Raw genomic sequence first — 22,155 nt, forward strand, 5'->3', positions numbered from 1 at the left:
TGCGTTTCGCCCAGCTCAAGTATCAACAGCAGCAGGAGGTTCCAGTGTCCGCTCCGAGCATCTCCTCGGCCCGCGACGTCATCGACTACCTCAAGACGCAGCACGAGACCATCAAGGCGCTGTTCGTCGAGGTGTTGGACGCCGCAGACGCCGAGACCCGTCAGGACGCGTTCACCCGACTCCGGACCATGCTCGCCGTGCACGAGACGGCCGAGGAGATGGTGGTGCATCCCCGCGTGCGGCGCAAGGTCGACGGCGGCCAGGCGATCGTCGACGCGCGGTTGGCCGAAGAGCACGACGCGAAGGTCCTGCTTCGCGACATCGAGGAGTTGCCGATCGACAGCGCCGAGTTCGGCAAGGCGCTCATCCACCTGCAGGGCGCGGTGCTCACGCACGCCGCCAATGAAGAGGAACTGGAGTTCACCGCGCTGGAGGAGGCGGTCAGCGAGGACGAACTGGCCAAGCTCGCCGACGCCGTGGCCGTCGCCGAGCGCATCGCCCCGACGCATCCGCATCCCGGTGTGGAGTCCGGGGCGGCGAATTTCGCGGCGGGGCCCTTCGCATCGGTCCTGGACCGGGCGCGGGACGCGCTCAGCGCTTTCAGGTCCTGAAACGCGTTCAGCCCGCCGGAATCACGGTTCGCCGGCGCGCATGCTCAGCGGGAGCACGAACCAGAATCCGGTGAACAACAGCAGCGCGCACCCGCCCGCGACCAGCGCCGGCGTCAGACCGGCGACCGCGTCGAAGATGATGACCGTCATGCCGGTGACGGCCACTCCGAGCAACAGCAAACCCGTGTACGCGCAGCGGTGCGCGGCCGACACCAGCGTGCCCAACCGGTGGCGCCGGAACAGCACCCGGTGCATGCCGACCGGCGCGATCAACAGCGCGGTGGAGAGCACCGCCGCGCTGACCGTGGCGAGGTAGACCCTCTGCATCGCGTCGCCGAGCATGGTGAAGCGTTGCTGGAAGGGCAGCGTCAGCAGAAAGCCGGTCAGCAGCTGCACCCCGGTCTGCACGACACGCAGCTCCTGCAACAGGCTGGCCCAATTACGGTCCAGCCGTTCGGTTTCCGTCTCCTGGCGCTCGCGCTGGTCCCAGCCCTGATCGTCTGCGGGAGGATCGGTACCCACGACGCCGATCCTCCCACCCGCGACCGCGGGATGCGTCGCGTTTGGCGACGGCAGGCCCGGGTATCTTTCCCGGCAGGAGGCCCGTCATGAGCAAACTGTCACAGAAGCTGTACACCCCGCTGTCGGTCGCCACCGGCGTCGGCGGCGGCTTGTTGGCCGGCCAGATCTTCGGTCAGATCTGGAAGCGTGTGGGCCAGAACGATCCCGAACCGCCGGACCCCAAGGACCTGAGTTATTCGACCAGATCGGTGCTGCTGGTGGGCGCACTCCAGGGCTTGATCGTCGGGCTGGTCCGGGCCAGTCTTCAGCGGGCCGGCGCCCGCGGCTACCAGGCGCTCACCAAGGAACCTCCCCCCGCCTGATCGGCGGAATTACATACGTTTTCCACAGCCGACGGTGAGCAAGTTCTCAGCGGCGGGTCGCACCGTTGAGTCATGTCTCGCGCGATCGACACCCGACTGCTCGGGTGCGCAGCCGTCCTTGCGCTGCCCGCAAGCCTGGCGGTGATGCTGTTGGCCACCCCGGGATCGGCGTCTCCCCTGCTGTCGTGGACGGTCTCCACGCTGGCGCTGCTCACTGCGCTCGTCGTGCTGGCTGCCGGCGAATGTGCGTGGGAGAACAGCGTCGCCCGCGCCCGGGCCGCAGGGCTGGTGGGCCGCTGATTCACGCGACCCGCGGTCCCAGCAGCACCGCCGGCCGCGGCAATCGCCACCTCGCGCAACCCTCGGTCAACGCGTCGTCGACGGCCGTCGCGGCCGCCCGACTGGTCACTCCGGCGCCGTACACCCACGCGCCGGCGTCCCCGCCGGCCAGGCTCATCCGCGCCAGCGCCAGCCCGCAGGTGCGCAACACCGACATCCGGCACAGCATCCGCTCGGCCGCGACTCCCCACTCGAGCGCGCCGTCGGAGTCATCGACATCGGCGTGCAGCCCGATGACGTCGATGCGGCGTTCCCCGATCACCCCCGGCCCCTGCTCGTCGAGGTACACCCCGATTCCGGGGCGCCCGGTTCCCGCGAGGACATCGACGTGTCGATCGGTCGCGACGATGAATCGGACCACCCCGGCGCCGACCGCGTTCCCGATCGTCGCCGTCGACGGACCGCATCGGAGGACGACATGCTCGGGCCGGATGCCGAGCCGCCCGACCTGCTCCACCTCGTCGTCGCCACACACGGTCACCGTGATGCCGTGGGCGCGCCCCCAGGCGGCCACCGCCGGATCACCGAGAGCTCGCGCAGGAATGCCGCACGCCGCCGTCGGCAGGATCCGCCGAATGCACCGGATCGACGACGGGAGGCGATGGGCGGGACGCGGGAGGTCGAGAACAGCCATGCTCTCGGTCTACGCGGACACGGGCGGCCAGTGGGCGCCCCTTGCGACATCTTGACGCCCCGGTGCTCACCTTTTACGGGAAGCTACCGGGCAGGCACCTCGTTGACGAGCTCGATCAGCTTGGCGCGCACCAACTCCGGCTGCTCGTCGAGAATGAAGTGCCCGCCGTCGACCAACTCCAGCGTGTAGTCGTCGGCGCGGGCCGTCTCGGCCGCCGCCAGTGACGGGTGGATGGCGAGGTCCTTTTGGGCGAACAACACCCGCGTCGGCACCGTGGACCGGCGCCGCTCCGGGGTGCGCGCACCCTCGCGCACCTCCCGGAGCAGGAACGTGCGGTAGGTGTCGCGCGCAGTGCGGGCGACCATCGGATCGCGGAACGCGTCGGCGTACACCCGGGCCGTCTCGCGGTCGATCTCCGGCGCCGCCGCCCCGAAGACGACCCGCTCCAGGTAGCGGGTGCGGCGCTGCAGCGGCACCCCGATCGACGCCACGAACGGCTGGTACAGCAGGAACCGCCACAGGTGCGGCGCCAGCGTCTTGGTCGACACCCACGGGTGCGCGATGTTGAGCGCCAGGTAGCCGTCGATCCGCTCGGGCACCCGCAGGGCCAGCAGATGGCCGATGTAACCGCCCCAGTCGTGGCCGACGAGCAGCACGTGCTCAAGACCCAGGGCGTCCATCAGCGCCACCAGGTCGCTGACCACGTCCTCCTTGGCCCACTTGTGCGGCGCCGGGCCTGACCATCCGTACCCGGGAAGGTCGGGCGCGATGATCCGCAGCCCGGGCGGCGGATCGGCCAACAGGTCGCGATAGGCCCAGTGGTGCTGCGGCCAGCCGTGCAGCGCCAGCACCGGCCTGCCGTCCTCCGGCCCGGCCTCGGTGACATGAAAACGCACCCCTCGGGCAGTCACATGACTCCGGCGGACCCCTCCGATCGGCGGGGGTTGGTTCGTCATGCCCCTGAGACTAACGGGGAGGGTTTACGGTGCTGATATGCCCGGGTACCGCGACCTCTTCGACGCCAGCATCACCGACCCCGAAGCCTTCTGGTCCGACGCCGCCACCGCCGTGACCTGGTCTCGCGCGCCGCAGCGGATCCTCGACGACAGCCACCCGCCGTTCTACCGCTGGTACCCGGACGCCGAACTCAACACCTGCGCCAACGCGCTGGACCGCCACGTCGAGGCGGGCCGGGGTGAGCAGGCCGCACTGATCTACGACTCCGCCGTCACCGACACCCAGCGCACCTACACCTATCGCGAACTGCTCGACCACACCGCCCGGTTCGCCGGCGCGCTGCGGGCCCTGGGCGTCGGCAAGGGCGATCGGGTCGTCATCTACATGCCGATGATCCCCGAGGCCGTCATCGCGATGCTGGCCTGCGCACGGCTCGGCGCCGTGCATTCGGTCGTCTTCGGCGGGTTCGCGCCGCACGAACTGGCGGTGCGCATCGACGACGTGCAGCCGACCGTGATCGTCTCCGCGTCCTGCGGCATCGAACCGACGCGCATCGTGGAGTACAAGCCGATGCTCGACGCGGCGATCGAGATGACGGCGCACCCACCACGAAATTGCGTTGTGGTGCAGCGGGACCGGCACCGCTGCGAGCTCACCGACGGCCGTGATCTGGATTGGGCCGACGTGATGGCCGCCGCGCCCGTCGACCCGGTTCCCGTCGCCGCGACCGACCCGCTCTACGTGCTCTACACGTCTGGCACGACGGGCAAACCCAAGGGCATCGTGCGCGACAACGGCGGCCACGCCGTCGCGCTGCTGTGGAGCATGCGCCACATCTACGACATCGCCCCCGGCGAGGTGTTCTGGGCCGCCTCCGACGTGGGCTGGGTGGTCGGCCACTCCTACATCGTCTATGCGCCACTGCTTCTGGGCGCGACGACGGTGCTCTACGAGGGCAAGCCCGTCGGCACCCCCGACCCCGGCGCGTTCTGGCGGGTGATCTCCGAGCACAACGTCAAGGCGCTGTTCACCGCACCGACCGCGATCCGGGCCATCCGCAAGGAGGACCCGGAGGGCAAGTACCTCGCCGACTACGACCGCTCGGCGCTGAAGTACCTGTTCCTGGCCGGCGAGCGCCTCGACCCCGACACCTATCACTGGGCGTCGGACAAGCTCGGCGTCCCGGTGATCGACCACTGGTGGCAGACCGAGACCGGCTGGGCGATCGCCGCCAATCCCGTTGGCGTGGAGCCGCTTCCGATCAAGGCGGGGTCACCGACGGTGCCGATGCCCGGCTATGACGTCCGCATCCTGCACGAGGACGGATACGGCTGCGGGCCCGGGCAGGAGGGCGCCATCTGCATCCGGCTGCCGCTGCCGCCGGGCACGCTGCCGACGCTGTGGAACGCCGAGGCCCGCTACGAGTCGTCGTACCTGACCGAGCACCCCGGCTACTACCTGACCGGCGACGGCGGCCACTTCGACGAGGACGGCTACCTGTTCGTGATGGGCCGCATCGACGACGTCATCAATGTCGCCGGGCATCGGCTGTCCACCGGCGCCATCGAGGAGGTGCTGGCCACCCACCCGGCCGTCGCCGAATGCGCGGTGATCGGGGTGCCCGACGAGATCAAGGGCCAGGCGCCGCGCGGGCTCGTCGTGGTCAAGGCCGGCGCGTCCACCGAGGGACTGGCCGAGGAGCTGATTCAACTGGTGCGCGACGAGATCGGTGCCGTGGCCGCGTTCCGTCTCGTCGACGTCGTGCCCGCCCTGCCCAAGACCCGGTCGGGCAAGATCCTGCGCAAGACCATGCGGGGGCTGGCCACCGGCCGCGACGAACCCGTGCCCTCCACCATCGAGGACCCGACGGTGCTGGACAAGCTCGCCCCGATCCTGCGGCCCTGACCGCCGCCCGGGTGTTATCCGGGCGCCACGATGGGTACCTCTCCAGCACGCACGTCAATAACGACGACGTGAAGGGAGTCGGGATGGCCAACGCCCCGAAATACATGGCGGTGCAGGGTGCAGCGCTGATCGTCGCCGTCGCGCTGACGGTGATCGGCGTGCTGGGCTTCGTTCCCGGGGTGACCTCCGGCGTCGACCAGCTGAGCTGGACCGGTCAGCGCCCCGGCGCGCTCCTGTTCGGCACCTTCGCGGTGTCGGCCCTGCTCAACATCATCCACATCGTGGTGGGGGTCGCCGGGTTCGCGGGCGCCCGCACCTATGCCGCGGCACGCGCCTACCTCCTGGTCGGCGGCCTGATCTACCTCGCGCTGTGGCTCTACGGCCTGTTCGTCGAGCGGGGCAGCGACGCCCACGTCCTACCGCTCAACGGCGCCGACAACTGGCTGCACGCCGGCGTCGGCGCCGTGATGGTGCTGCTCGCGATCACCCTCGCCGGTCAGCACGACCCGACCAAGCGCCGGCCGCGGATGCGGCGGGCGGCCAGTCACTGAGCCGGTCTCACGCGATCGACAGCGCGATCCCATCCAGGATGTCGTGCTCGCTGACCACCAGCGTGTGGATGCCGGCGCGCTGACCCAGCATCTCCGCGAGCTCCTGCACGATCAGCGCGCCCCCGCCGATGACGTCGACGCGGCCCTCGTGCATCGGGCCCAGCACCGCGCGCTGCGCGCGCGTCATCGCCAGCAGGTCGGCACACACCGGCAGCAGGTCGTCGAAGCCGACCGACGACAGGTGGATCGCGTCGGAATCGTAGGTCGTCATCCGGCGCGCCAGCGCGGCCAGCGTGGTCATCGTGCCCGCCACCCCGACCCACGTGTGAGCCTGCTCGACGGGCACCACCCGTAGCGCTTCGCCAAGCGCCTCCCGCACCACCGCGCGCGCCGCGGCGATCTCGTCGTCGGTGGGCGGATCGGAGTGCAGGCAGCGTTCGGTCAGGCGTACGCAGCCGATGTCCGCGGAGTAGGCGGCAGCGACGTCATCCGAGCCGAGCACCACCTCGGTCGAGCCGCCGCCGAGATCGACGACCACGAAAGGCGCACCGGCCGGGTCCAATTCACCGACCGCGCCGCGGAACGACAGCTCCGCCTCCTGCGCGCCGGTGATCACCTCGGCCACCGAACCGGGGACCACGGCGCCGAGGACCTCCGAGGTCATCGCGAAGAACTCCTCGCGGTTGCTGACGTCGCGGGCCGCCGATGTCGCGACCATCCGCACCGCGGTCACGTCGTGATCGCGCATCAATGCCGCATAGGCGCTCAGCGCCGTGCGGGTCCGGGCCAGCGCGTCGGGGGCGAACTCCCCGGTCGCGTCCACACCCTGACCCAGTCGCACGATCCGCATCTCGCGGTGCACATCGACCAGCCGACCGTCGGTGACGTCGGCGATCAGCAGCCGCATCGAATTGGTCCCGCAGTCGACGGCGGCCACCCTAGCCATTGGTCCACACCTCCGGATCGAGAATGCCGGTCATCGCCGGCTCGGTCGCCAACATCGCCAACGCCTCGTCACCGAACGGGTTCACGCCGGGGCCCTTCGCCAACGCGTGTGCGATCACCACGTGCAGGCATTTGACCCGGTCGGGCATGCCGCCGCCGGAGAACGTGGTGTGCAGGGGTTCGATCGCGTCGCGCTCGGCCAGATACGACTCGTGCGCCCGCCGGTAGGCGGCCGCCAGTTCGGGATCGTGCTCCAACCGCTCGGTCATCTCGCGCATCAGCCCCGAGGACTCCAGCCGGCTGGCTGCGGCCGTCAGCACCGGATGGGTGAGGTAGTACAGCGTCGGGAACGGGGTGCCGTCAGGCAGTCTCGGCGCCGTCGTGACCACGGCGGGGTCGCCGTCGGGGCAGCGGTAGGCGATCTCGAGCACACCGCGCGGCTCCCGGCCCAACTGCCGCGCGACGATCTTGAGATCTTCGGGCTCAACCACCGGGCGGCGGCGGTGGTGGCGGCCCGGGCGGTGCCGGCGGTACGGGCGGGGGCGCGGTGGGCGAAAGTCCGTGCGGCGCATCGGCGATGGTGTGCCACAGCGCGGTGTACCAGGGGTCGGAGCTGGTGACCGCGGTCTGGCCCTCCGGCGCCGCGCCGGGCTGTGTGGCTCCGGGCGGCAATTGCACCTGATAGGGGATCTCCCCCGGCATCACGAAGCCCAGCCGTTCGCGCGCCTGCGCCGCGATGAACACCGGATCGGCCAGCTTGGCCTTCTGCGCCTCGAGATCGGCGATCTGGTCCCGCAATTGGGCTTCCGAGGCCTGCAGCTGCTTCATCTCGGTGCGCTGCCCGAAGTACGTGCGCACCGGACCCGCGATCGTCAGGGTCAGCACACACACCACCGCGGCCAGGATCGCCGCGCGCCGCGCTGTCGACCCGAACCGCTGATCGGCGGCGGCCTCCACCGACGCCGCGATCGACTCGCGGATCGACGTCCCCGCCGGCTGCAGCTCGAGCTCCTGCCCCGGCTCGCGTTCCGGCGCGGGGAGTTGAGCCACAGGGCGCTCGCGCCGGACCGAGGTGCCGCGCGGCTTGGCCCGTCCGGCATCGCCGGGCTTACCCGGCTTCGCGGGCCGGGACGTGCGCCGCCGGGGATCGGGCCGTTTCGCTTCGGGCACAGGCTATTTCGCTCCGCCTTCGAATCGCGGGAACGCCAGGTCACCGGCGTAGCGGGCGGCGTCGCCGAGCTCGTCCTCGATGCGCAGCAGCTGGTTGTACTTGGCGACGCGCTCGCTGCGGGCCGGGGCGCCGGTCTTGATCTGACCACTGCCGACCGCCACCGCGAGATCGGCGATCGTCGTGTCCTCGGTCTCGCCGCTGCGGTGGCTCATCATCGTCTTGTAACCGGCGTTGTGGGCCAGCGACACCGCGTCCAGCGTCTCGGTCAGCGTGCCGATCTGATTCACCTTCACCAGCAGCGCGTTGGCGGCGCCGCGTTCGATGCCGTCTTCGAGCCGTTCGGGATTGGTGACGAACAGGTCGTCGCCGACGAGCTGCACCCGGTCCCCGATCGCGGTGGTCAGCGCGACCCAGCCGTCCCAGTCGTCCTCCGACAGCGGGTCCTCGATCGACACCAGCGGGTACGCGCCGATCAGCTGCTCGTAAAAGGCCGCCATCTGCTCGGCGGTGCGGGTCTCCTTCTCGAACGCGTAGCCGGTGCCCTCGGTGTAGAACTCGGTGGCCGCGACGTCGAGCGCAAGCGCCACGTCACTGCCGACCTTCAGGCCCGCCGCCTCGATGGCCGTACCGATCAGATCCAGCGCGGCCTTGGTGCCGGGCAGGTCCGGGGCGAAGCCGCCCTCGTCGCCCAGCCCGGTGGCCAGGCCCTGCTTCTTGAGCACCGACTTGAGCGCGTGGTAGACCTCCGCGCCCCAGCGCAGCGCCTCCTTGAAGCTCGGCGCGCCGATGGGGGCGATCATGAACTCCTGGACGTCGACGCCGGTGTCGGCGTGCGCGCCGCCGTTGATGATGTTCATCATCGGCACCGGCAGGATGTGCGCGTTCGGCCCGCCCACGTAGCGGAACAGCGGCAGCGCGGCGCTGTCGGCCGCGGCCTTGGCCACCGCCAGCGAGACGCCGAGGATCGCGTTGGCGCCCAGCCGCGACTTGTCGGGGGTGCCGTCGAGATCGACCAGCGCCTGGTCCACGAGCCGCTGCTCGTCGGCGCCCAGGCCGATCACCGCCGGGGCGATCTCGTCGAGCACCGCCTCCACGGCCTTCTGGACACCTTTGCCGAGGTAGCGCGACCCGCCGTCGCGCAGCTCCACGGCCTCGTGCTCGCCGGTGGAGGCGCCCGAGGGCACGGCGGCGCGGGCGACGGTGCCGTCCAGCAGACCCACCTCGACCTCCACCGTCGGGTTGCCCCGGGAGTCGAGAATCTCGCGGGCTCCGACCTGCTCGATGATGGGCACGACTGCCTCCTTGGTCTTCGGACGAACGATCAGCACTGAGCCTAGAGGGTGGCCGTTCGCGTGGCGTGCTCTACAGCGGGTGTCCGCCGGCGTAGGCGGTCGCCCAGTCGCGGACCGTGCGCGCGTACTGGTCGGAGTGGTTGTAGGCGCGCAGCGCGTCCATCCAGCCGCGCGGCGTCGCCAGGTCCTTCCCGCTCCAGCACAGATAGCCGGCCGCCGACAGCGCCGCATCGTCGATGTTGTCGGCACTGATCTGCCCGTCGTTGTTGGCGTCGACGCCGTAGAGCCGCCACGTCTCGGGGATGAACTGCATGGGCCCCATGGCCCGGGCGAACGGTTCGTCACCCTTGCTCTCCACGGCCGGGTCGTGGCTGACCGAGTCGTTGTCGAGGATCTCCAGGTTGCCGCCGGTGCCGTCGAGCAGCACACCGCGGATCGGTGGCGTCACGTCGCCGTTGCGCGCGATCGTCGCGCCGCGGTAGGTGCCGTGGTGGCTCTCCACCTGGCCGATGCCCGCCAGCGTCGTCCACTTCAGGTGGCAGTCGGGGTTCTCCACCTCCGCGACGCGGGCGGCGTAGGCGTAGGCCTCCAGTGCCGTCACCGGAATGCCCAGCGCCGGGGCGCGCTGCGCGGCCCATTCGTGCAGCGCATCGGCGGGCCGGCCCTTTGCATAGGTGTCGATCTGAGGGACGGGATCGCCGGCGGGCGGCGGCACCCCGTCGGGGATCGGGCTGCCGAGCCGCCAGGAACAGCTGGCGGCCAGGAGCAGCGCTGTCGCACCGATCACGGCCACCGCCTGCAGCCAACGCACCCGTGTCACCGGACTCCTCAACCCACTCTGGTTCCTAGCCATGCTGCCACGCACCAAAGGACTTAAGACTCATCCCGGGCCGCGGAGGGGCGGTGTACATTCACTTAGCGCAACGCTAAGCAAGGTGAGCCACACCTTGCTTTGCTTAGGCAAGGCTAGGTGCCACAGACGTAGCGAGGACGATTCGATGAGCATGATCACCGACCTGCCGGTCAGCATGTCCTCGACCACCCTGGCAGCCTCCCCCAACATCACCTCCCAGCTGTTCGGCAGCGGCCTGATCGGCCTGCGTGAGGGCCTCGAGGCGGCCATCGTGGTGTCGATCCTGGTCGCCTTCCTGGTCAAGTCGGACCGTCGCGACGCGCTCAGATGGGTGTGGCTGGGCGTCGGCGCCGCGATCGCGCTGACGCTGACCGTGTTCCTGGTCATCCAGTTCGGCGAGAACACCATCACCGGCCTGGCCGCCGAGGCCATCGCGGGAGTCGCGTCCCTGATCGCCGTGGTCATCGTCACCACGATGGTGCTCTGGATGCGCAGAGCCGCCGCCGGGATGTCAGGCGAACTGCGCAACGACATGGCCCAGGCCCTCGAGACCGGCCCGCCGGCCGTCGCGCTGCTGGCCTTCTTCGCGGTCGGCCGCGAAGGCGTGGAAACCGCCCTGTTCATGGTCGGGTACGCCGAGGCGACGACGAACTGGCCGCTGGTCGGACTCGTCGTCGGCGTGCTGATCGCCGGGGTCATCGCCTACGGCATGTATCGCGGCGCGCTGAGCATCAACCTCGCCAAGTTCTTCACCTACACCGGCGTCTTCCTGATCGTCGTCGCCGCCGGCATCCTCGCCTACGGCATCGGCGCCCTGCAGACGGTCGGCTGGCTCCCCGGCCTGGCCACCAAGGCCTTCGACATCACCACCTGGTTCAACTGGTCCTCCTGGTACGGCGAGGTGATCCAGGGCGTCTTCAACGTCACCCCCACCCCGACGGTGCTGCAGCTGGTCAGCTGGCTGGCCTACCTCGCCGTCGTGCTCGCCCTGTTCCTGCGTCCCACCCCGGCGCCGGCTCGCCCGGCCCGACCCGCTCCCCTACCCGATCCCGAAAGGTCCACCACGTGAAGGTTCACCCCGTCGTGCTCACCGCGGCCCTGGCCGCCCTGGCGTTGAGCGGTTGCCAGGCCAAGGAGGAGTCCGCAGGTGCCGCCGAGGGCTCCGAAGCGCCCGCCCAGATCACCGTCGACGCCTCCGACACCTCGTGCCAGCTGTCCGGGTCCGCCGGCACCACCGGAACGAACACGTTCGTGATCACGAACAACGGCAACAAGGTGACCGAGTTCTACGTCTACGGCGAGGGTGAGCGCGTGATGGGCGAGGTGGAGAACATCTCCCCCGGACTGCAGCGCAAGCTCGTCGTCCAGCTCTCCCAACCCGGCACCTATCAGACGGCCTGCAAGCCCGGCATGATCGGCGACGGCATCCGCGGCGACTTCACCGTCACCGGCGACGCCGTCGAGATCGACACCGAGGGCAAGTTCAAGGAAGCCGCCGACAGCTACAAGCGCTACATCAACAGCCAGAGCGACGCCCTCATCCCGGCCGTCGAGTCGTTCGTCGCCGCGATCAAGTCCGGTGACATCGAGGCCGCCAAAGCGCAGTACCCGACGGCGCGGACCTACTACGAGCGCATCGAGCCCGTCGCCGAGTCGTTCCCCAACGACCTCGACCCGCGCATCGACCTGCGGGAGGCCGACCTCGAGCCGGGCCAGAAGTGGACCGGGTTCCACCGGCTCGAGAAGGACCTGTGGGTCAGCGGGCTGCAGCCCGACACCAACGCGATCGCCGACCAGCTGGTGGCCGACGTCAAGGAACTCGACGCCGGCGTGAAGGCGCCCGACTACACGATCGACTCCACCCAGATCGCCGGTGGCGCACAGGGTCTGCTCGACGAGATCGCCACCAGCAAGATCAGCGGCGAAGAGGACATCTTCAGCCACACCGACCTGTGGGACTTCAACGCCAACCTGCAGGGCAGCCAGACCGCGGTGGCGTCGGTGCGGCCGATCCTCGACGAGCGCAACGCCGATCTGGGCAAGCGCGTCGACCAGCGGTTCGCCGAGGCCGAGAAGCTGCTCGAGAAGTACCGCCAGGGCGACGGATTCGTCGGCTACGACAGCGTCACCGAGCCCGAACGTCAGGAGCTCTCGCGCGCGATCGACGCGTTGAGCAAAGAGGTGAGCCAGGTGCAGGGTGTCATCGCACCCCAATGAGCCCGTGCCCGCACGGCAGGGGCTGAGTAGGCGGAAGCTGTTCGGCGCGGCCGGAGTCGGCGCCGCGGTGGTCGGCGCAGCCGGCGCCGGAGCGCTGGCCGGCCGCGCGACCGCGGCCGCGCCCGCCGTGCACCTGGAGACCGCGGTCCCGTTCCGCGGTGAACACCAGGCGGGCATCGTCACCGAGGCGCAGGACCGCATGCACTTCGCGACGTTCGACGTGACGACGAACAGCCGCGACGACGTCATCAAGATGCTGGCCGACTGGACCGAGATGGCCGAGCGGATGACGCAGGGCCAGGAGGCGTTCAAGAACGGGGCCACCGGCCAGAACCCCTATGCCCCACCGACGGACACCGGTGAGGCGCTCGGCCTGCCGCCGTCGCAGTTGACGCTGACGATCGGATTCGGCCCGTCGTTCTTCGTCAAGGACGGCGTCGACCGGTTCGGCATCGCGGACAAGAAGCCCGCGCAGCTGGTCGACCTGCCGAAGTTCCCGAACGAGAAGATCGAACCGGCCCGCAGCGGCGGCGACATCGTCGTGCAGGCCTGCGCCAACGACCCGCAGGTCGCCGTCCACGCGATCCGCAACCTGGCCCGCATCGGCTTCGGCACCGTCGCGGTGCGCTACTCCCAGCTCGGCTTCGGCCGCACGTCGTCGACCACCCGCGACCAGACGACGCCGCGAAACCTGTTCGGCTTCAAGGACGGAACGGCGAACCTGCGCTCCGACGAGACCGACAAGCTGAACCGGTTCGTGTGGGTCGGCGACGGCGACGGGCCCGCCTGGCTGACCGGCGGCACCTATCTGGTGGCGCGGCGGATCCGGATGCGGATCGAGCAGTGGGACCGCACCACGCTACTCGAGCAGGAACGCGTCATCGGCCGGCAGAAGGGCAGCGGCGCGCCGATGGGTCAGTCCGAGGAGTTCGACGAGCTGAACTTCTCGCTCAAGGACAAGAAGGACAAGCCGCTGATCGACGAGGTCGCGCACGTGCGGCTCGCGTCGAAGGAGAACCTCGGCGGCATCGAGATCCTGCGCCGCGGCTACAACTTCACCGACGGCTCGGACGGCTTCGGCCACCTCGACGCCGGGCTGTTCTTCATTGCATTCGTCCGCGACCCGCTCACGCAATTCATCCCGATGCAGAATGCGTTGTCGCGCAAGGACGCGCTGAACGAATACATCACGCCGACGAGCTCCGCGCTGTTCGCCTGCCCGCCGGGCATCCGCGAGGGCGACACGTCGACGTTCTGGGGCTCGACACTGTTCGACTGACCTCGGGCGGGGACTCGGCCGCCACAGCAGTCACATCTCTGCACGATGTGCAGACGAAGTGCGAGTGCACCGGTGCACAACGTGCATACCTGCGACTCCTGAGAATCCGGAACGCACGAAATCCACGCTCTGCGGAGAAAGTTCGACCAGATCGCTGCACACAGTGGATCTCGTCGCGGTCAGTCCTCGCGCTCGGGCTCCTCGGCCTCGCGCTCAGCCTCCTCGTCCGCCTCCGCCGACTCGGACTCGGGGTCGTCGACGATCGCGTGCGGCCAGTGGGCACGCCATTCGTCGGCGGAGATCACCGCGTGCGGGCTGTCGTCGAGCTCCTCGGCGACGTCATCGCCGCGCTGCGCCGCGGCCGCGGACCGCTCGGCGGCACGGACATCGGCCATGAACTCCAATACCGCTGAGCGCAAAGCGTTCTCGGCGTCGAAATCGGCCGTCACGGTGATCCAGGTGAGCGCATCGGGCACCAGCTCCGGCGGGAAGCCGGCGCCTTCGGCGCGGGCGAGCACCTTCTGCGCCAGCGCCAGCGCGGGTTGCGCCGTCGGGATGTCGTCCATGATCGACTGGCGCGCCGACTTCTCCAGCGCCTTGCGTGCTTCCCACTGTGCCAGTTGATCTTCCAGCGAGATCGACTCGCCGGCGAGCACCGCGGGCACGCGATTGCCGAGCTTGCGGACCAGCGCGTCGGCGACGTCGTCGATGCCGAACGCGTTCTCCGGCGCGTCCTCGGCGATACGGGCGTGGAACAGCACCTGCAGCAGCACGTCGCCGAGCTCGTCGCGCAACTCGGTCAGGTCTCCGCCGTGCACCGCGTCGAACAGCTCGTAGGTCTCCTCGAGCAGATACCGCCGCAGCGAGTCGTGGGTCTGCTCGCTCTCCCACGGGCCCGCGGTGCGCAGCTTGTCCATCATCGCCACGGCGTCGACCAGATGCTCGCCGGGCGCGGGCTCCGGCGCGGCGATCACCCGCTCGCCGGCGGCCAGCCGCGCGGCCACCGACGGGTGGTCGCGATCGGACGACAGCAGCACGGGTGCGGGATCGCCCTCGTAGGCGGGCCGGGCCGACGGCAGCGACCACGGCACTTTGATCGGCATCTCCTCGGTGTACTGCACGTCACCGGAGAGCAGCTCGATCGCCTCGACGGGCACCAGCGAGGGGCGGCGCGGGTCCACCAGGACAACCGTCATGAGCCACCTCCGAACTTGGTTATATCAACTTGCGCCTGCGGATTCCCGTCGATGGCGAGAAGCAGACCCGCGACGAACGCGACGAGCTCGAGATCGCGGATACGCGGCGCCCCCACGCCACTGCCGGCCCGCGGAATCGGCACCTGCACGGTCGAGGTGGTGGCGCGGTAGGTGGCACCCGAGTAGAGCCGCTTGAGCCGCAGCTGCGCCGAATCGGGCAGCGTCAGCGGCGAGATCCGCACCGTCGACGCCGACGGCGCACCGACCTCGGTCACTCCGTGCGCCCGGGCGAGCAGGCGCAGGCGCGCCACCGCGACCAGGCGCTGCGCCGGCTCGGGCAGCGGGCCGTACCGGTCGTTGAGCTCCTCGATGACCGCGTCGACGGCGGCGTCGTCCTGCGCGGCGGCCAGCCGCCGGTAGGCCTCCAACCGCAACCGGTCACTGCCGATGTAGTCAGGCGGCAGATGCGCGTCGACCGGCAGGTCGATCCGCACATCCTTCGGTTCCTCCGGTGTGGCAACGGTTTTCCCGTCCGCGGCCGCCCGGTAGGCCTCGACCGCCTCGCCCACCAGCCGCACGTACAGGTCGAAACCCACCCCGGCGACGTGGCCGGACTGCTCGGCGCCGAGCACGTTGCCCGCGCCGCGGATCTCGAGGTCTTTCATCGCGACGGCCATCCCCGCGCCCAACTCGTTGTTCTGCGCGATCGTCGCGAGCCGGTCATAGGCCGTCTCGGTCAGCGGAACCTCGGGCGGGTACAGGAAATACGCGTATCCGCGCTCACGGGAGCGCCCCACGCGGCCGCGCAGCTGATGCAGCTGCGACAGCCCGAACGTGTCGGCGCGCTCCACGATCAACGTGTTGGCGTTGGAGATGTCCAGGCCGGTCTCGACGATCGTGGTGCACACCAGGATGTCGAACTCCCGGTTCCAGAAACCCTCGACCGTCCGCTCCAGTTGCTCCTCGGGCATCTGCCCGTGCGCCACCACCACGCGCGCCTCGGGCACCAGTTGGCGCACCCGCGCGGCGGCCTGGTCGATGGAACGCACCCGGTTGTGGATGTAGAACGCCTGCCCGTCGCGCAGCATCTCGCGGCGAAGCGCGGCCGCGACCTGTTTGTCGTCGTGCGGGCCGACATAGGTCAGCACCGGGTACCGCTCCTCGGGCGGGGTCAGGATCGTCGACATCTCCCGGATGCCCGCCAGGCTCATCTCCAGCGTGCGCGGGATCGGGGTGGCGCTCATCGTGAGCACGTCGACGTGGGTGCGCATCGACTTGATGTGCTCCTTGTGCTCGACGCCGAAGCGCTGCTCCTCGTCGACGATGACCAGGCCCAGGTCCTTCCACGTCACCCCGGTCTGCAGCAGCCGGTGCGTGCCGATGACGATGTCGACCGAGCCGTCCTTCATCCCCTCCAGCACGGCCTTGGATTCCGATGGAGAAGTGAAGCGCGACAAGCCTTTCACGGTGACGGGGAACCCGGTCATGCGCGCGCTGAACGTCTGCAGATGCTGATCGGCGAGCAGCGTCGTCGGCACCAGCACCGCGACCTGCTTGCCGTCCTGCACGGCCTTGAACGCCGCGCGCACCGCGATCTCGGTCTTGCCGTAGCCGACGTCGCCGCAGATCACCCGGTCCATCGGAACGGGCTTCTCCATGTCGGACTTGACCTCGGTGATGGCGGTGAGCTGGTCGACGGTCTCGGTGAACCCGAACGCGTCCTCCATCTCGGTCTGCCAGGGGCTGTCCGGGGCGAACGCGTGCCCGGGAGAGGCCTGGCGCTTGGCGTACAGCGTGACCAGCTCCGCCGCGATCTCCCGAACCGCCCGGCGCGCTTTGGTTTTCGTGTTCGCCCAGTCGCTGCCGCCGAGGCGGCTCAACGTCGGCGCCTCACCGCCGACGTAGCGCGACAGCTGGTCCAGCGAGTCCATCGGCACGTACAGCTTGTCGGTGCCGCCACCGCGCTTGGCCGACGCGTACTCGAGCACCAGGTACTCGCGACGGGCGCCGCCGACCACCCGTTCGGTCATCTCGACGAACCGGCCGATGCCGTGCTGGTCGTGCACCACGAGGTCCCCGGCGGTCAGCGCGAGCGGATCGACGACGTTGCGCCGCTTGGCCGCGAGCCGCTTGCCCTCGGTGGCGGCGGCCCGATTGCCCGTCAGATCGGTCTCGGTGATCACCACCAGGTTGGCGCCGGGGATCACCACGCCGTCGTGCAGCGGACCCTTCATCACGCCCACCACGCCCTCGCGGGGCATCGCACCGGGCTCGAGAACCGTTGCGGGAGTGTCGGCTTCGCCGAGCTGCTCGACCACCCGCATGCACGTGCCGGTGCCGGGGGTGACGACGACGCCGTAGCCGCCGGTGGCGACGTGGGCGCGCAGCATCACGAAGATCTCGTCGAGATTATGCTGCTGACCGCGCGCCGACGGCGCCGGCCTGATGTCGAGGGTCAGGCCGGCCTCGGCGGTGAGCTGGCTCAGCGTCCACCACGGGTGCCCACCGGCCCGCGCCGCGTCGCGTCCGTCGTCGAAACCGACGAACCCCGACGCGCCGAGCGCCTCGAGGTCGATCGGAGCGTCGCCGCCGACGGCGGCCGTCGACCAGGACGCCTCGAGGAACTCGCGCCCCGTCTTGATCAGATCGGCGGCGCGGCTGCGGACCTTCTCCGGATCGCAGATCAGCAGCGGCGTCCCGGGGGGCAGATGCGACGGCAGCGTCACCAGGTCGGCCGGGCGCAACAGCGGCAGCAGCGCTTCCATGCCGTCGACCGGGATGCCCTCACTGAGCTTGGCCAGCATGTCGGGCACACTGCCCGGCACGCTGTTCTCCAGCACCGGATGCTCGGCGGCCAGCGCCTGCGCACGCTGGCGCACGTCGGCGGTTAGCAACACCTCGCGGCACGGCACCGCGATCACGGTGGTGACGTCGATCTCGGGGATCGACCGCTGGTCGGCGACCGAGAACATCCGCATCTCGGACACCTCGTCGCCCCAGAACTCGACGCGCACGGGATGCTCGGCGGTGGGCGGGAACACGTCGAGGATGCCGCCGCGCACGGCGAACTCACCGCGTTTGCCGACCATGTCCACGCGGGTGTAGGCCAGGTCGACCAGGCGCGCGACGGTGGCGTCGAAGTCCGCATCGGAGCCGACGGTCAGGGTGACCGGTTCGATGTCGGCCAGGTCCGGGGCCATCGGCTGCAGCAAGGACCGCGCGGTGGTCACCACGATCCGCAGCGGCGAGCCCAGCCGGTCGTCGTCGGGATGGGTGAGGCGGCGCAGCAGCATCATTCGCGCGCCGACGGTGTCGACGCCGGGCGACAGCCGTTCGTGCGGCAGCGTCTCCCACGACGGGAACATCGCGACCGCGTCGCCGAACACACCCTTCAGCTCCGCGGTCAGGTCGTCGGCTTCGCGCCCCGTCGCGGTGACAGCGAGCAGCGGGCCGGCCTGCGCGAGCGCGGCGGCCACGAAGAGCCGGGCGCTGGCAGGGCCGACGAGATCGAGATCGGCGGGCCGGTCGGCGGCACGGCGCGTGACTTCCTGCAGAGAGGGGTCGCGCAGCGCAAGCTCGACGAGGCCCGCGATCGGGGTGTGGACATGAAGGGTCCCCGATGCGGTCATGATGCCCCCATCGTAGGCCCCGCCGGCGGCGCGACCGATCCCGCTACTCGTCCTGCAGGTGGGGGTCGGCTTCGAGATGGGTCAGGCCGTTCCACATCAGGTTCACCAGATGCGCGGCCACCACTTCTTTCTTCGGCTCGCGGGTGTCGAGCCACCACTGCGCCGACATCGACACCGAACCGACCAGCGCCTGGGCGTACAGCGGTGCGAGGTCGGGGTCCAGGCCGCGCCGGGAGAAGTCCCCGGCCAGGATCGAGGAGACCTGGCTCACGGCGTCGTTGAGCAGCGTCGAATAGGTGCCCGAGGTGATGCTGGCCGGCGAGTCCCGGATCAGGATGCGGAACCCGTCGGTGTGCTCCTCGACGTAGGTCAGCAGCGCCAGCGCCACCCGCTCGACGCGCACGCGGGAGCGGTTGTTGGTCAGCGACGCGGTGATGCCGTCGAGTAGCGCGGACATCTCGCGGTCGACGACGACGGCGTAGAGGCCCTCCTTGCCACCGAAATGCTCGTAGACCACCGGCTTGGAGACATTGGCCCGCAGCGCGATCTCCTCGATGGAGGTGCCGTCGAAACCGCGCTCGGCGAACAGCGACTTGGCGATCTCGATCAGCTGCTGCCTGCGCTCGCTGCCGGTCATCCGGGCGCGGGGGGCGCGGACTTCCTTGTCGGCTGCGGCCACGCGTCCCAGCCTAAACCGCGGCGCCCCGGCGTACCGTCAAGCTCCGTGATCACGCTGGATCGGCTGATCAACGTCCTCGGCGGCTACGGCGCCCGCTGGCAGGCCGGCACGGCGGACCGGTCGACCGAGCTGCGCAGCGTCGTGCTGCCCGAGGTCGTCGACGGACGCACGATGCCGGGCGACGTACTGCTCGCCGTGGGCGCGTCGAACCAGGCCGAGGCGCTGGACTGGGCCACCGCCGCAGGCGCGGTCGTCGTGCTCACCCGCGCGGCGGACCGCACCATCGCCGACGCCGGGGGCATCGCGCTGGTGGTCATCGACTCCGCGATGTCGTGGAGCGAGTTCGCCGCGGTCGTCTACGGCCTCGTTCTGGAAGGGCGGGAGACCGATTCGGGCCGAGGACCGACGGACCTGTTCGCCCTGGCCGACAGCCTGTCCGGGGCGGTCGGCGGCGCCGTCGTCATCGAGGACCGGCAGTCACGGGTGCTGGCATTCTCGCGCGGCCAGCAGGACGCCGACCCGGCGCGCGCGGCGACGATCCTCGCCCGCCAGGCTCCTGTGGACGTGCGCGCCCGCCTCGAGGCCGCCGGGGTGTTCGCCCACCTGTCGGTGTCGGACGAGCCCCTTTTCGTGCCGGCCGATCCGGACGCCGGGCTGACCGGCCGGATGGTCGTCGCGGCACGCGCGGGCCGGGATGTCCTGGGCTCGGTGTGGGTCGCCACGCCCCGCGCACTCGCCGGTGAACAGCGAAGGGCGCTTGCGGACGGCGCGCACACCGTCGCCCTGCATGTGCTGCGCTCGCGGGCCAGTGCCGACCTGGAACGTCAGGTCGAGTCGGAACTGGTGATCCGGCTGCTCGAGGCGCCGGCCGACTCGGCGACCCTGGCCAGCCGCCTGGGACTGCCGCCCTCGGCGTTGCGGGTGATCGCCCTGCGCGCCCAGGACGGCGGCGAACGGCACGCGGCGCTGCTGCAGGCGTTCGAGCTCGCGACCGCCGGCTTCGGCTGGTCGCGCCCTTCGCGCAGCGCCCTGGCCGACACCACGGTGTACACCGTGCTCGCAGCCGACGAGGCAGCCATCGCCCGGGCCTGGGTGACCGCGCTGATCACAGCACTGCCCCGCCAGCTGACGGTCCATGCTGGAATCAGCGCACCGGCGACCGCCACCGATCTCGCGGTGGCGCGCAGCGAAGCCGACGAGTGCCTGGCACTGCACGAGGGCACCGGTGTCGCGGATCCCCCGGCCTACGACGAGTCGTGGAACGACGTGGTGCTGCAACGCCTCAAGACGGCGGCAGGCGTGGGCCGTCGTCCGCACCGCGGGGCCGTCGCCGAGTTGAGGGCGCACGACGCCGCGCACGGCACGGCCTACGTGGTCACCCTGCGCGCGTGGCTGCAGGAACACGGCGACCCTGTCCGCACCGCGCTGCGGCTCGGGGTCCACGAGAACACCGTGCGGTACCGCATTCGCCGCATGGCCGAACTCACCGAGCTGCAGCTCGACGATGCCGACAAGCGGTTCGCCATGATGATCGAACTCGCTGTCCGCGACTGAGCTCTTTGTCGAGATTCGACACTGTGCGCCTGCTTGTTTGTCCTGCCAGCACAACAGCTGCGTCTCTCCGGGACCCGACCATGGAGTCATCGGTCATCGGAGAAGGAGGATGCGATGTCGGGCAGGTCCGGGATGGACGGCGGTCCCCGGTCTGTGGTCGTCGTCGGCGCGGGCATCGTCGGGCTGTCGACGGCGTGGTTCCTGCAGGACCGCGGGGTCGATGTGACCGTCGTCGACCGCACCGGTGTCGCGGCAGGAGCGTCGTGGGGAAATGCCGGCTGGGTGTCCCCGGCGCTGACAGCGCCGCTGAACTCGCCGTCCGTGCTGCGCGAGGGGCTGCGCGCGATGGCCGATCCCGCCGCGGCACTGCACATCCCGCTGCGCGCGGACCCCGTCCTGGCGCGGTTTCTGGTGCGGTTCGCCGCGAACTGCCGGCCCGGCGTCTGGCAGCGGGCGGCGCGGGCCAATGCGGTGCTCAACGACGAGGCGCTCGAGACCTTCGACGTGCTGGTGGCCAACGGGGTGGACGCCCCGGTGACCGACACCTCCATCGCCGTCGCGTTCCGCGACGCCGACCGTGCGGTCGCCTTCCGGCGTGAGCTCGACCGGATTCAGGGGGTGCACAAGCCGACCGTCGAGGTGCTGGCCGGCGCGGCGCTGCGCACCCACGTGCCGATCGCGTCGGCGCAGATCGCCAGCGTCGTCGCTGTCTCGGGACAGCGCTTCGTCGACCCCGGCCGCTTCACCCATGCGCTGGCCCGCGCTGTCGTCGAGCGCGGCGCCACGATCCGCACCGGGGACGTCGAACGGGTGCTTCCGGTGCCCGGCGGGGTGCGCGTCGAGGTGCGCGCCGGGGAACCGCTGCACGCCGATGCCGCAGTCGTCGCGACCGGCGCCTGGTTGACCTCCCTGTGGGGCCGTCGGATCCGCGTCGGGCTGCACGCGGGACGTGGCTATTCCTTCTCGGTTCCGGTCGACCGGCCGCTGCCCGGTCCGATCTATCTGCCTGAGGCGCGTGTGGCGTGCACGCCATACCGCACGGGCTTGCGTGTCGCCGGGACCATGGAGTTCCGCCGCCCCGAGGAGCCGTTGTTCCGGCGCCGGATCGAGGCGATCGTCGCGTCCGCAGCCCCGCTGCTCGACGGGGTGCGCTGGCAGGAACGCCATGCCGAATGGGTCGGCTCCCGGCCGGTGACCGATGACGGCATGCCGCTGATCGGGCAGGTCGACCGCGGTCTGTACGTCGCGGGCGGGCACGGAATGTGGGGCCTCGCGCACGGTCCCGCCACCGGCCGTCTGCTCGCCGAGCAGATCGTCACGGGCAAGCAGACCGAGGCGGCACGGGCGTTCGATCCGCTGCGACGACGCTGAATCTCCCCTCGTACGAGGGTTCCCGGTCGTCAGGGGCGGCGCCGATCCGACCCGCCCCTGACGACGATCACCACACCGGAAGGACACC

21 protein-coding genes are annotated in these 22,155 nt (G+C 70.3%); 10 read left to right on the forward strand and 11 right to left on the reverse strand.

Going from position 1 to position 22,155, the window contains the following annotated elements; translation table 11 throughout:
- Positions 1-44: 44 nt before the first annotated feature.
- Complete coding sequence (locus tag MCHUDSM44219_RS19370) at positions 45-611, forward strand: hemerythrin domain-containing protein (protein ID WP_109777851.1); 567 nt, start codon at positions 45-47, stop codon at positions 609-611.
- Positions 612-632: 21 nt separating this feature from the next.
- Here the strand turns inward: MCHUDSM44219_RS19370 and MCHUDSM44219_RS19375 are convergent, their stop codons facing one another.
- On the reverse strand, positions 633-1,133 hold the full coding sequence (locus tag MCHUDSM44219_RS19375; protein WP_048419866.1) for a DUF6328 family protein: 501 nt from the start codon (positions 1,131-1,133) through the stop codon (positions 633-635).
- A gap of 86 nt (positions 1,134-1,219) precedes the next feature.
- On the opposite strand from MCHUDSM44219_RS19375, the gene MCHUDSM44219_RS19380 reads away from it, so the two are divergent.
- Together MCHUDSM44219_RS19380 and MCHUDSM44219_RS19385 are read left to right on the forward strand one after the other, a co-directional pair.
- On the forward strand, positions 1,220-1,495 hold the full coding sequence (locus MCHUDSM44219_RS19380) for a DUF4235 domain-containing protein (protein WP_048419867.1): 276 nt from the start codon (positions 1,220-1,222) through the stop codon (positions 1,493-1,495).
- A gap of 72 nt (positions 1,496-1,567) precedes the next feature.
- Complete coding sequence (locus tag MCHUDSM44219_RS19385; RefSeq protein ID WP_048419868.1) at positions 1,568-1,795, forward strand: hypothetical protein; 228 nt, start codon at positions 1,568-1,570, stop codon at positions 1,793-1,795.
- A 1-nt stretch (position 1,796) separates the two neighbouring features.
- Here the strand turns inward: MCHUDSM44219_RS19385 and MCHUDSM44219_RS19390 are convergent, their stop codons facing one another.
- Both MCHUDSM44219_RS19390 and MCHUDSM44219_RS19395 read right to left on the reverse strand, forming a co-directional pair.
- Positions 1,797-2,468, reverse strand: a complete 672-nt coding sequence (locus MCHUDSM44219_RS19390; RefSeq protein WP_048419869.1) for a hypothetical protein — start codon at positions 2,466-2,468, stop codon at positions 1,797-1,799.
- An 83-nt stretch (positions 2,469-2,551) separates the two neighbouring features.
- Positions 2,552-3,424, reverse strand: a complete 873-nt coding sequence (locus tag MCHUDSM44219_RS19395) for an alpha/beta fold hydrolase (RefSeq protein ID WP_048419870.1) — start codon at positions 3,422-3,424, stop codon at positions 2,552-2,554.
- 37 nt (positions 3,425-3,461) lie between these two features.
- Between MCHUDSM44219_RS19395 and MCHUDSM44219_RS19400 the strand changes: the two genes are divergently transcribed.
- Positions 3,462-5,330, forward strand: coding sequence for a propionyl-CoA synthetase (locus MCHUDSM44219_RS19400; protein ID WP_048419871.1), 1,869 nt, complete (start codon positions 3,462-3,464; stop codon positions 5,328-5,330).
- Between the two features lie 83 nt (positions 5,331-5,413).
- Positions 5,414-5,881: a DUF4383 domain-containing protein gene (locus tag MCHUDSM44219_RS19405; protein ID WP_048419872.1), complete on the forward strand. Its 468-nt coding sequence runs from the start codon at positions 5,414-5,416 to the stop codon at positions 5,879-5,881.
- Positions 5,882-5,888: 7 nt separating this feature from the next.
- Here the strand turns inward: MCHUDSM44219_RS19405 and MCHUDSM44219_RS19410 are convergent, their stop codons facing one another.
- From MCHUDSM44219_RS19410 to MCHUDSM44219_RS19430, 5 genes are all read right to left on the reverse strand, one after another.
- Positions 5,889-6,827 carry a Ppx/GppA phosphatase family protein gene (locus MCHUDSM44219_RS19410; protein ID WP_048419873.1) on the reverse strand — a complete coding sequence of 313 codons (939 nt, stop codon included), beginning with the start codon at positions 6,825-6,827 and terminating at the stop codon, positions 5,889-5,891.
- Positions 6,820-7,317: a DUF501 domain-containing protein gene (locus MCHUDSM44219_RS19415; protein WP_048419874.1), complete on the reverse strand. Its 498-nt coding sequence runs from the start codon at positions 7,315-7,317 to the stop codon at positions 6,820-6,822. Before MCHUDSM44219_RS19415 ends, MCHUDSM44219_RS19410 begins: the two co-directional genes overlap by 8 nt.
- Positions 7,310-7,996, reverse strand: coding sequence for an FtsB family cell division protein (locus MCHUDSM44219_RS19420; RefSeq protein ID WP_048419875.1), 687 nt, complete (start codon positions 7,994-7,996; stop codon positions 7,310-7,312). Before MCHUDSM44219_RS19420 ends, MCHUDSM44219_RS19415 begins: the two co-directional genes overlap by 8 nt.
- Before the next feature lie 3 nt (positions 7,997-7,999).
- Positions 8,000-9,289: a phosphopyruvate hydratase gene (gene eno / locus MCHUDSM44219_RS19425; RefSeq protein ID WP_048420010.1), complete on the reverse strand. Its 1,290-nt coding sequence runs from the start codon at positions 9,287-9,289 to the stop codon at positions 8,000-8,002.
- Between the two features lie 70 nt (positions 9,290-9,359).
- Complete coding sequence (locus tag MCHUDSM44219_RS19430; protein WP_048419876.1) at positions 9,360-10,109, reverse strand: lytic transglycosylase domain-containing protein; 750 nt, start codon at positions 10,107-10,109, stop codon at positions 9,360-9,362.
- 178 nt (positions 10,110-10,287) lie between these two features.
- Here MCHUDSM44219_RS19430 and efeU point away from each other — a divergent pair, with 178 nt between their 5' ends.
- The 3 genes from efeU to efeB are packed head-to-tail and all read left to right on the forward strand — an operon-like array spanning position 10,288 to position 13,638.
- Positions 10,288-11,211, forward strand: a complete 924-nt coding sequence (efeU, locus tag MCHUDSM44219_RS19435; protein WP_048419877.1) for an iron uptake transporter permease EfeU — start codon at positions 10,288-10,290, stop codon at positions 11,209-11,211.
- On the forward strand, positions 11,208-12,359 hold the full coding sequence (efeO, locus tag MCHUDSM44219_RS19440; RefSeq protein ID WP_048419878.1) for an iron uptake system protein EfeO: 1,152 nt from the start codon (positions 11,208-11,210) through the stop codon (positions 12,357-12,359). Before efeU ends, efeO begins: the two co-directional genes overlap by 4 nt.
- A complete protein-coding gene (efeB, locus tag MCHUDSM44219_RS19445) occupies positions 12,340-13,638 on the forward strand; it encodes an iron uptake transporter deferrochelatase/peroxidase subunit (RefSeq protein ID WP_048419879.1) in 1,299 nt (432 codons plus the stop codon). The genes efeO and efeB overlap by 20 nt, the downstream gene beginning before the upstream one ends.
- Before the next feature lie 179 nt (positions 13,639-13,817).
- On the opposite strand, the gene MCHUDSM44219_RS19450 is transcribed toward efeB, so the two are convergent.
- Genes MCHUDSM44219_RS19450 through MCHUDSM44219_RS19460 form a run of 3 tightly spaced genes read right to left on the reverse strand, consistent with a single transcriptional unit; the run spans position 13,818 to position 19,100 of the window.
- Positions 13,818-14,834 (reverse strand): nucleoside triphosphate pyrophosphohydrolase, encoded by a 1,017-nt coding sequence (locus MCHUDSM44219_RS19450; RefSeq protein WP_048419880.1) that lies wholly within the window; start codon positions 14,832-14,834, stop codon positions 13,818-13,820.
- Entirely contained in the window at positions 14,831-18,463 is a 3,633-nt protein-coding gene (gene mfd, locus MCHUDSM44219_RS19455; RefSeq protein WP_048419881.1) for a transcription-repair coupling factor, read from the reverse strand. Before mfd ends, MCHUDSM44219_RS19450 begins: the two co-directional genes overlap by 4 nt.
- 43 nt (positions 18,464-18,506) lie before the next feature.
- Positions 18,507-19,100, reverse strand: coding sequence for a TetR/AcrR family transcriptional regulator (locus tag MCHUDSM44219_RS19460; protein ID WP_043412005.1), 594 nt, complete (start codon positions 19,098-19,100; stop codon positions 18,507-18,509).
- 87 nt (positions 19,101-19,187) lie between these two features.
- Between MCHUDSM44219_RS19460 and MCHUDSM44219_RS19465 the strand changes: the two genes are divergently transcribed.
- Positions 19,188-20,696, forward strand: a complete 1,509-nt coding sequence (locus tag MCHUDSM44219_RS19465; protein WP_048419883.1) for a PucR family transcriptional regulator — start codon at positions 19,188-19,190, stop codon at positions 20,694-20,696.
- Positions 20,697-20,810: 114 nt separating this feature from the next.
- Positions 20,811-22,067, forward strand: a complete 1,257-nt coding sequence (locus MCHUDSM44219_RS19470) for an NAD(P)/FAD-dependent oxidoreductase (RefSeq protein ID WP_048419884.1) — start codon at positions 20,811-20,813, stop codon at positions 22,065-22,067.
- The last annotated feature ends 88 nt before the right edge of the window (positions 22,068-22,155 follow it).

This window comes from Mycolicibacterium chubuense, assembly GCF_001044255.1.
GTDB classification, from domain to species: Bacteria; Actinomycetota; Actinomycetes; order Mycobacteriales; family Mycobacteriaceae; genus Mycobacterium; species Mycobacterium chubuense.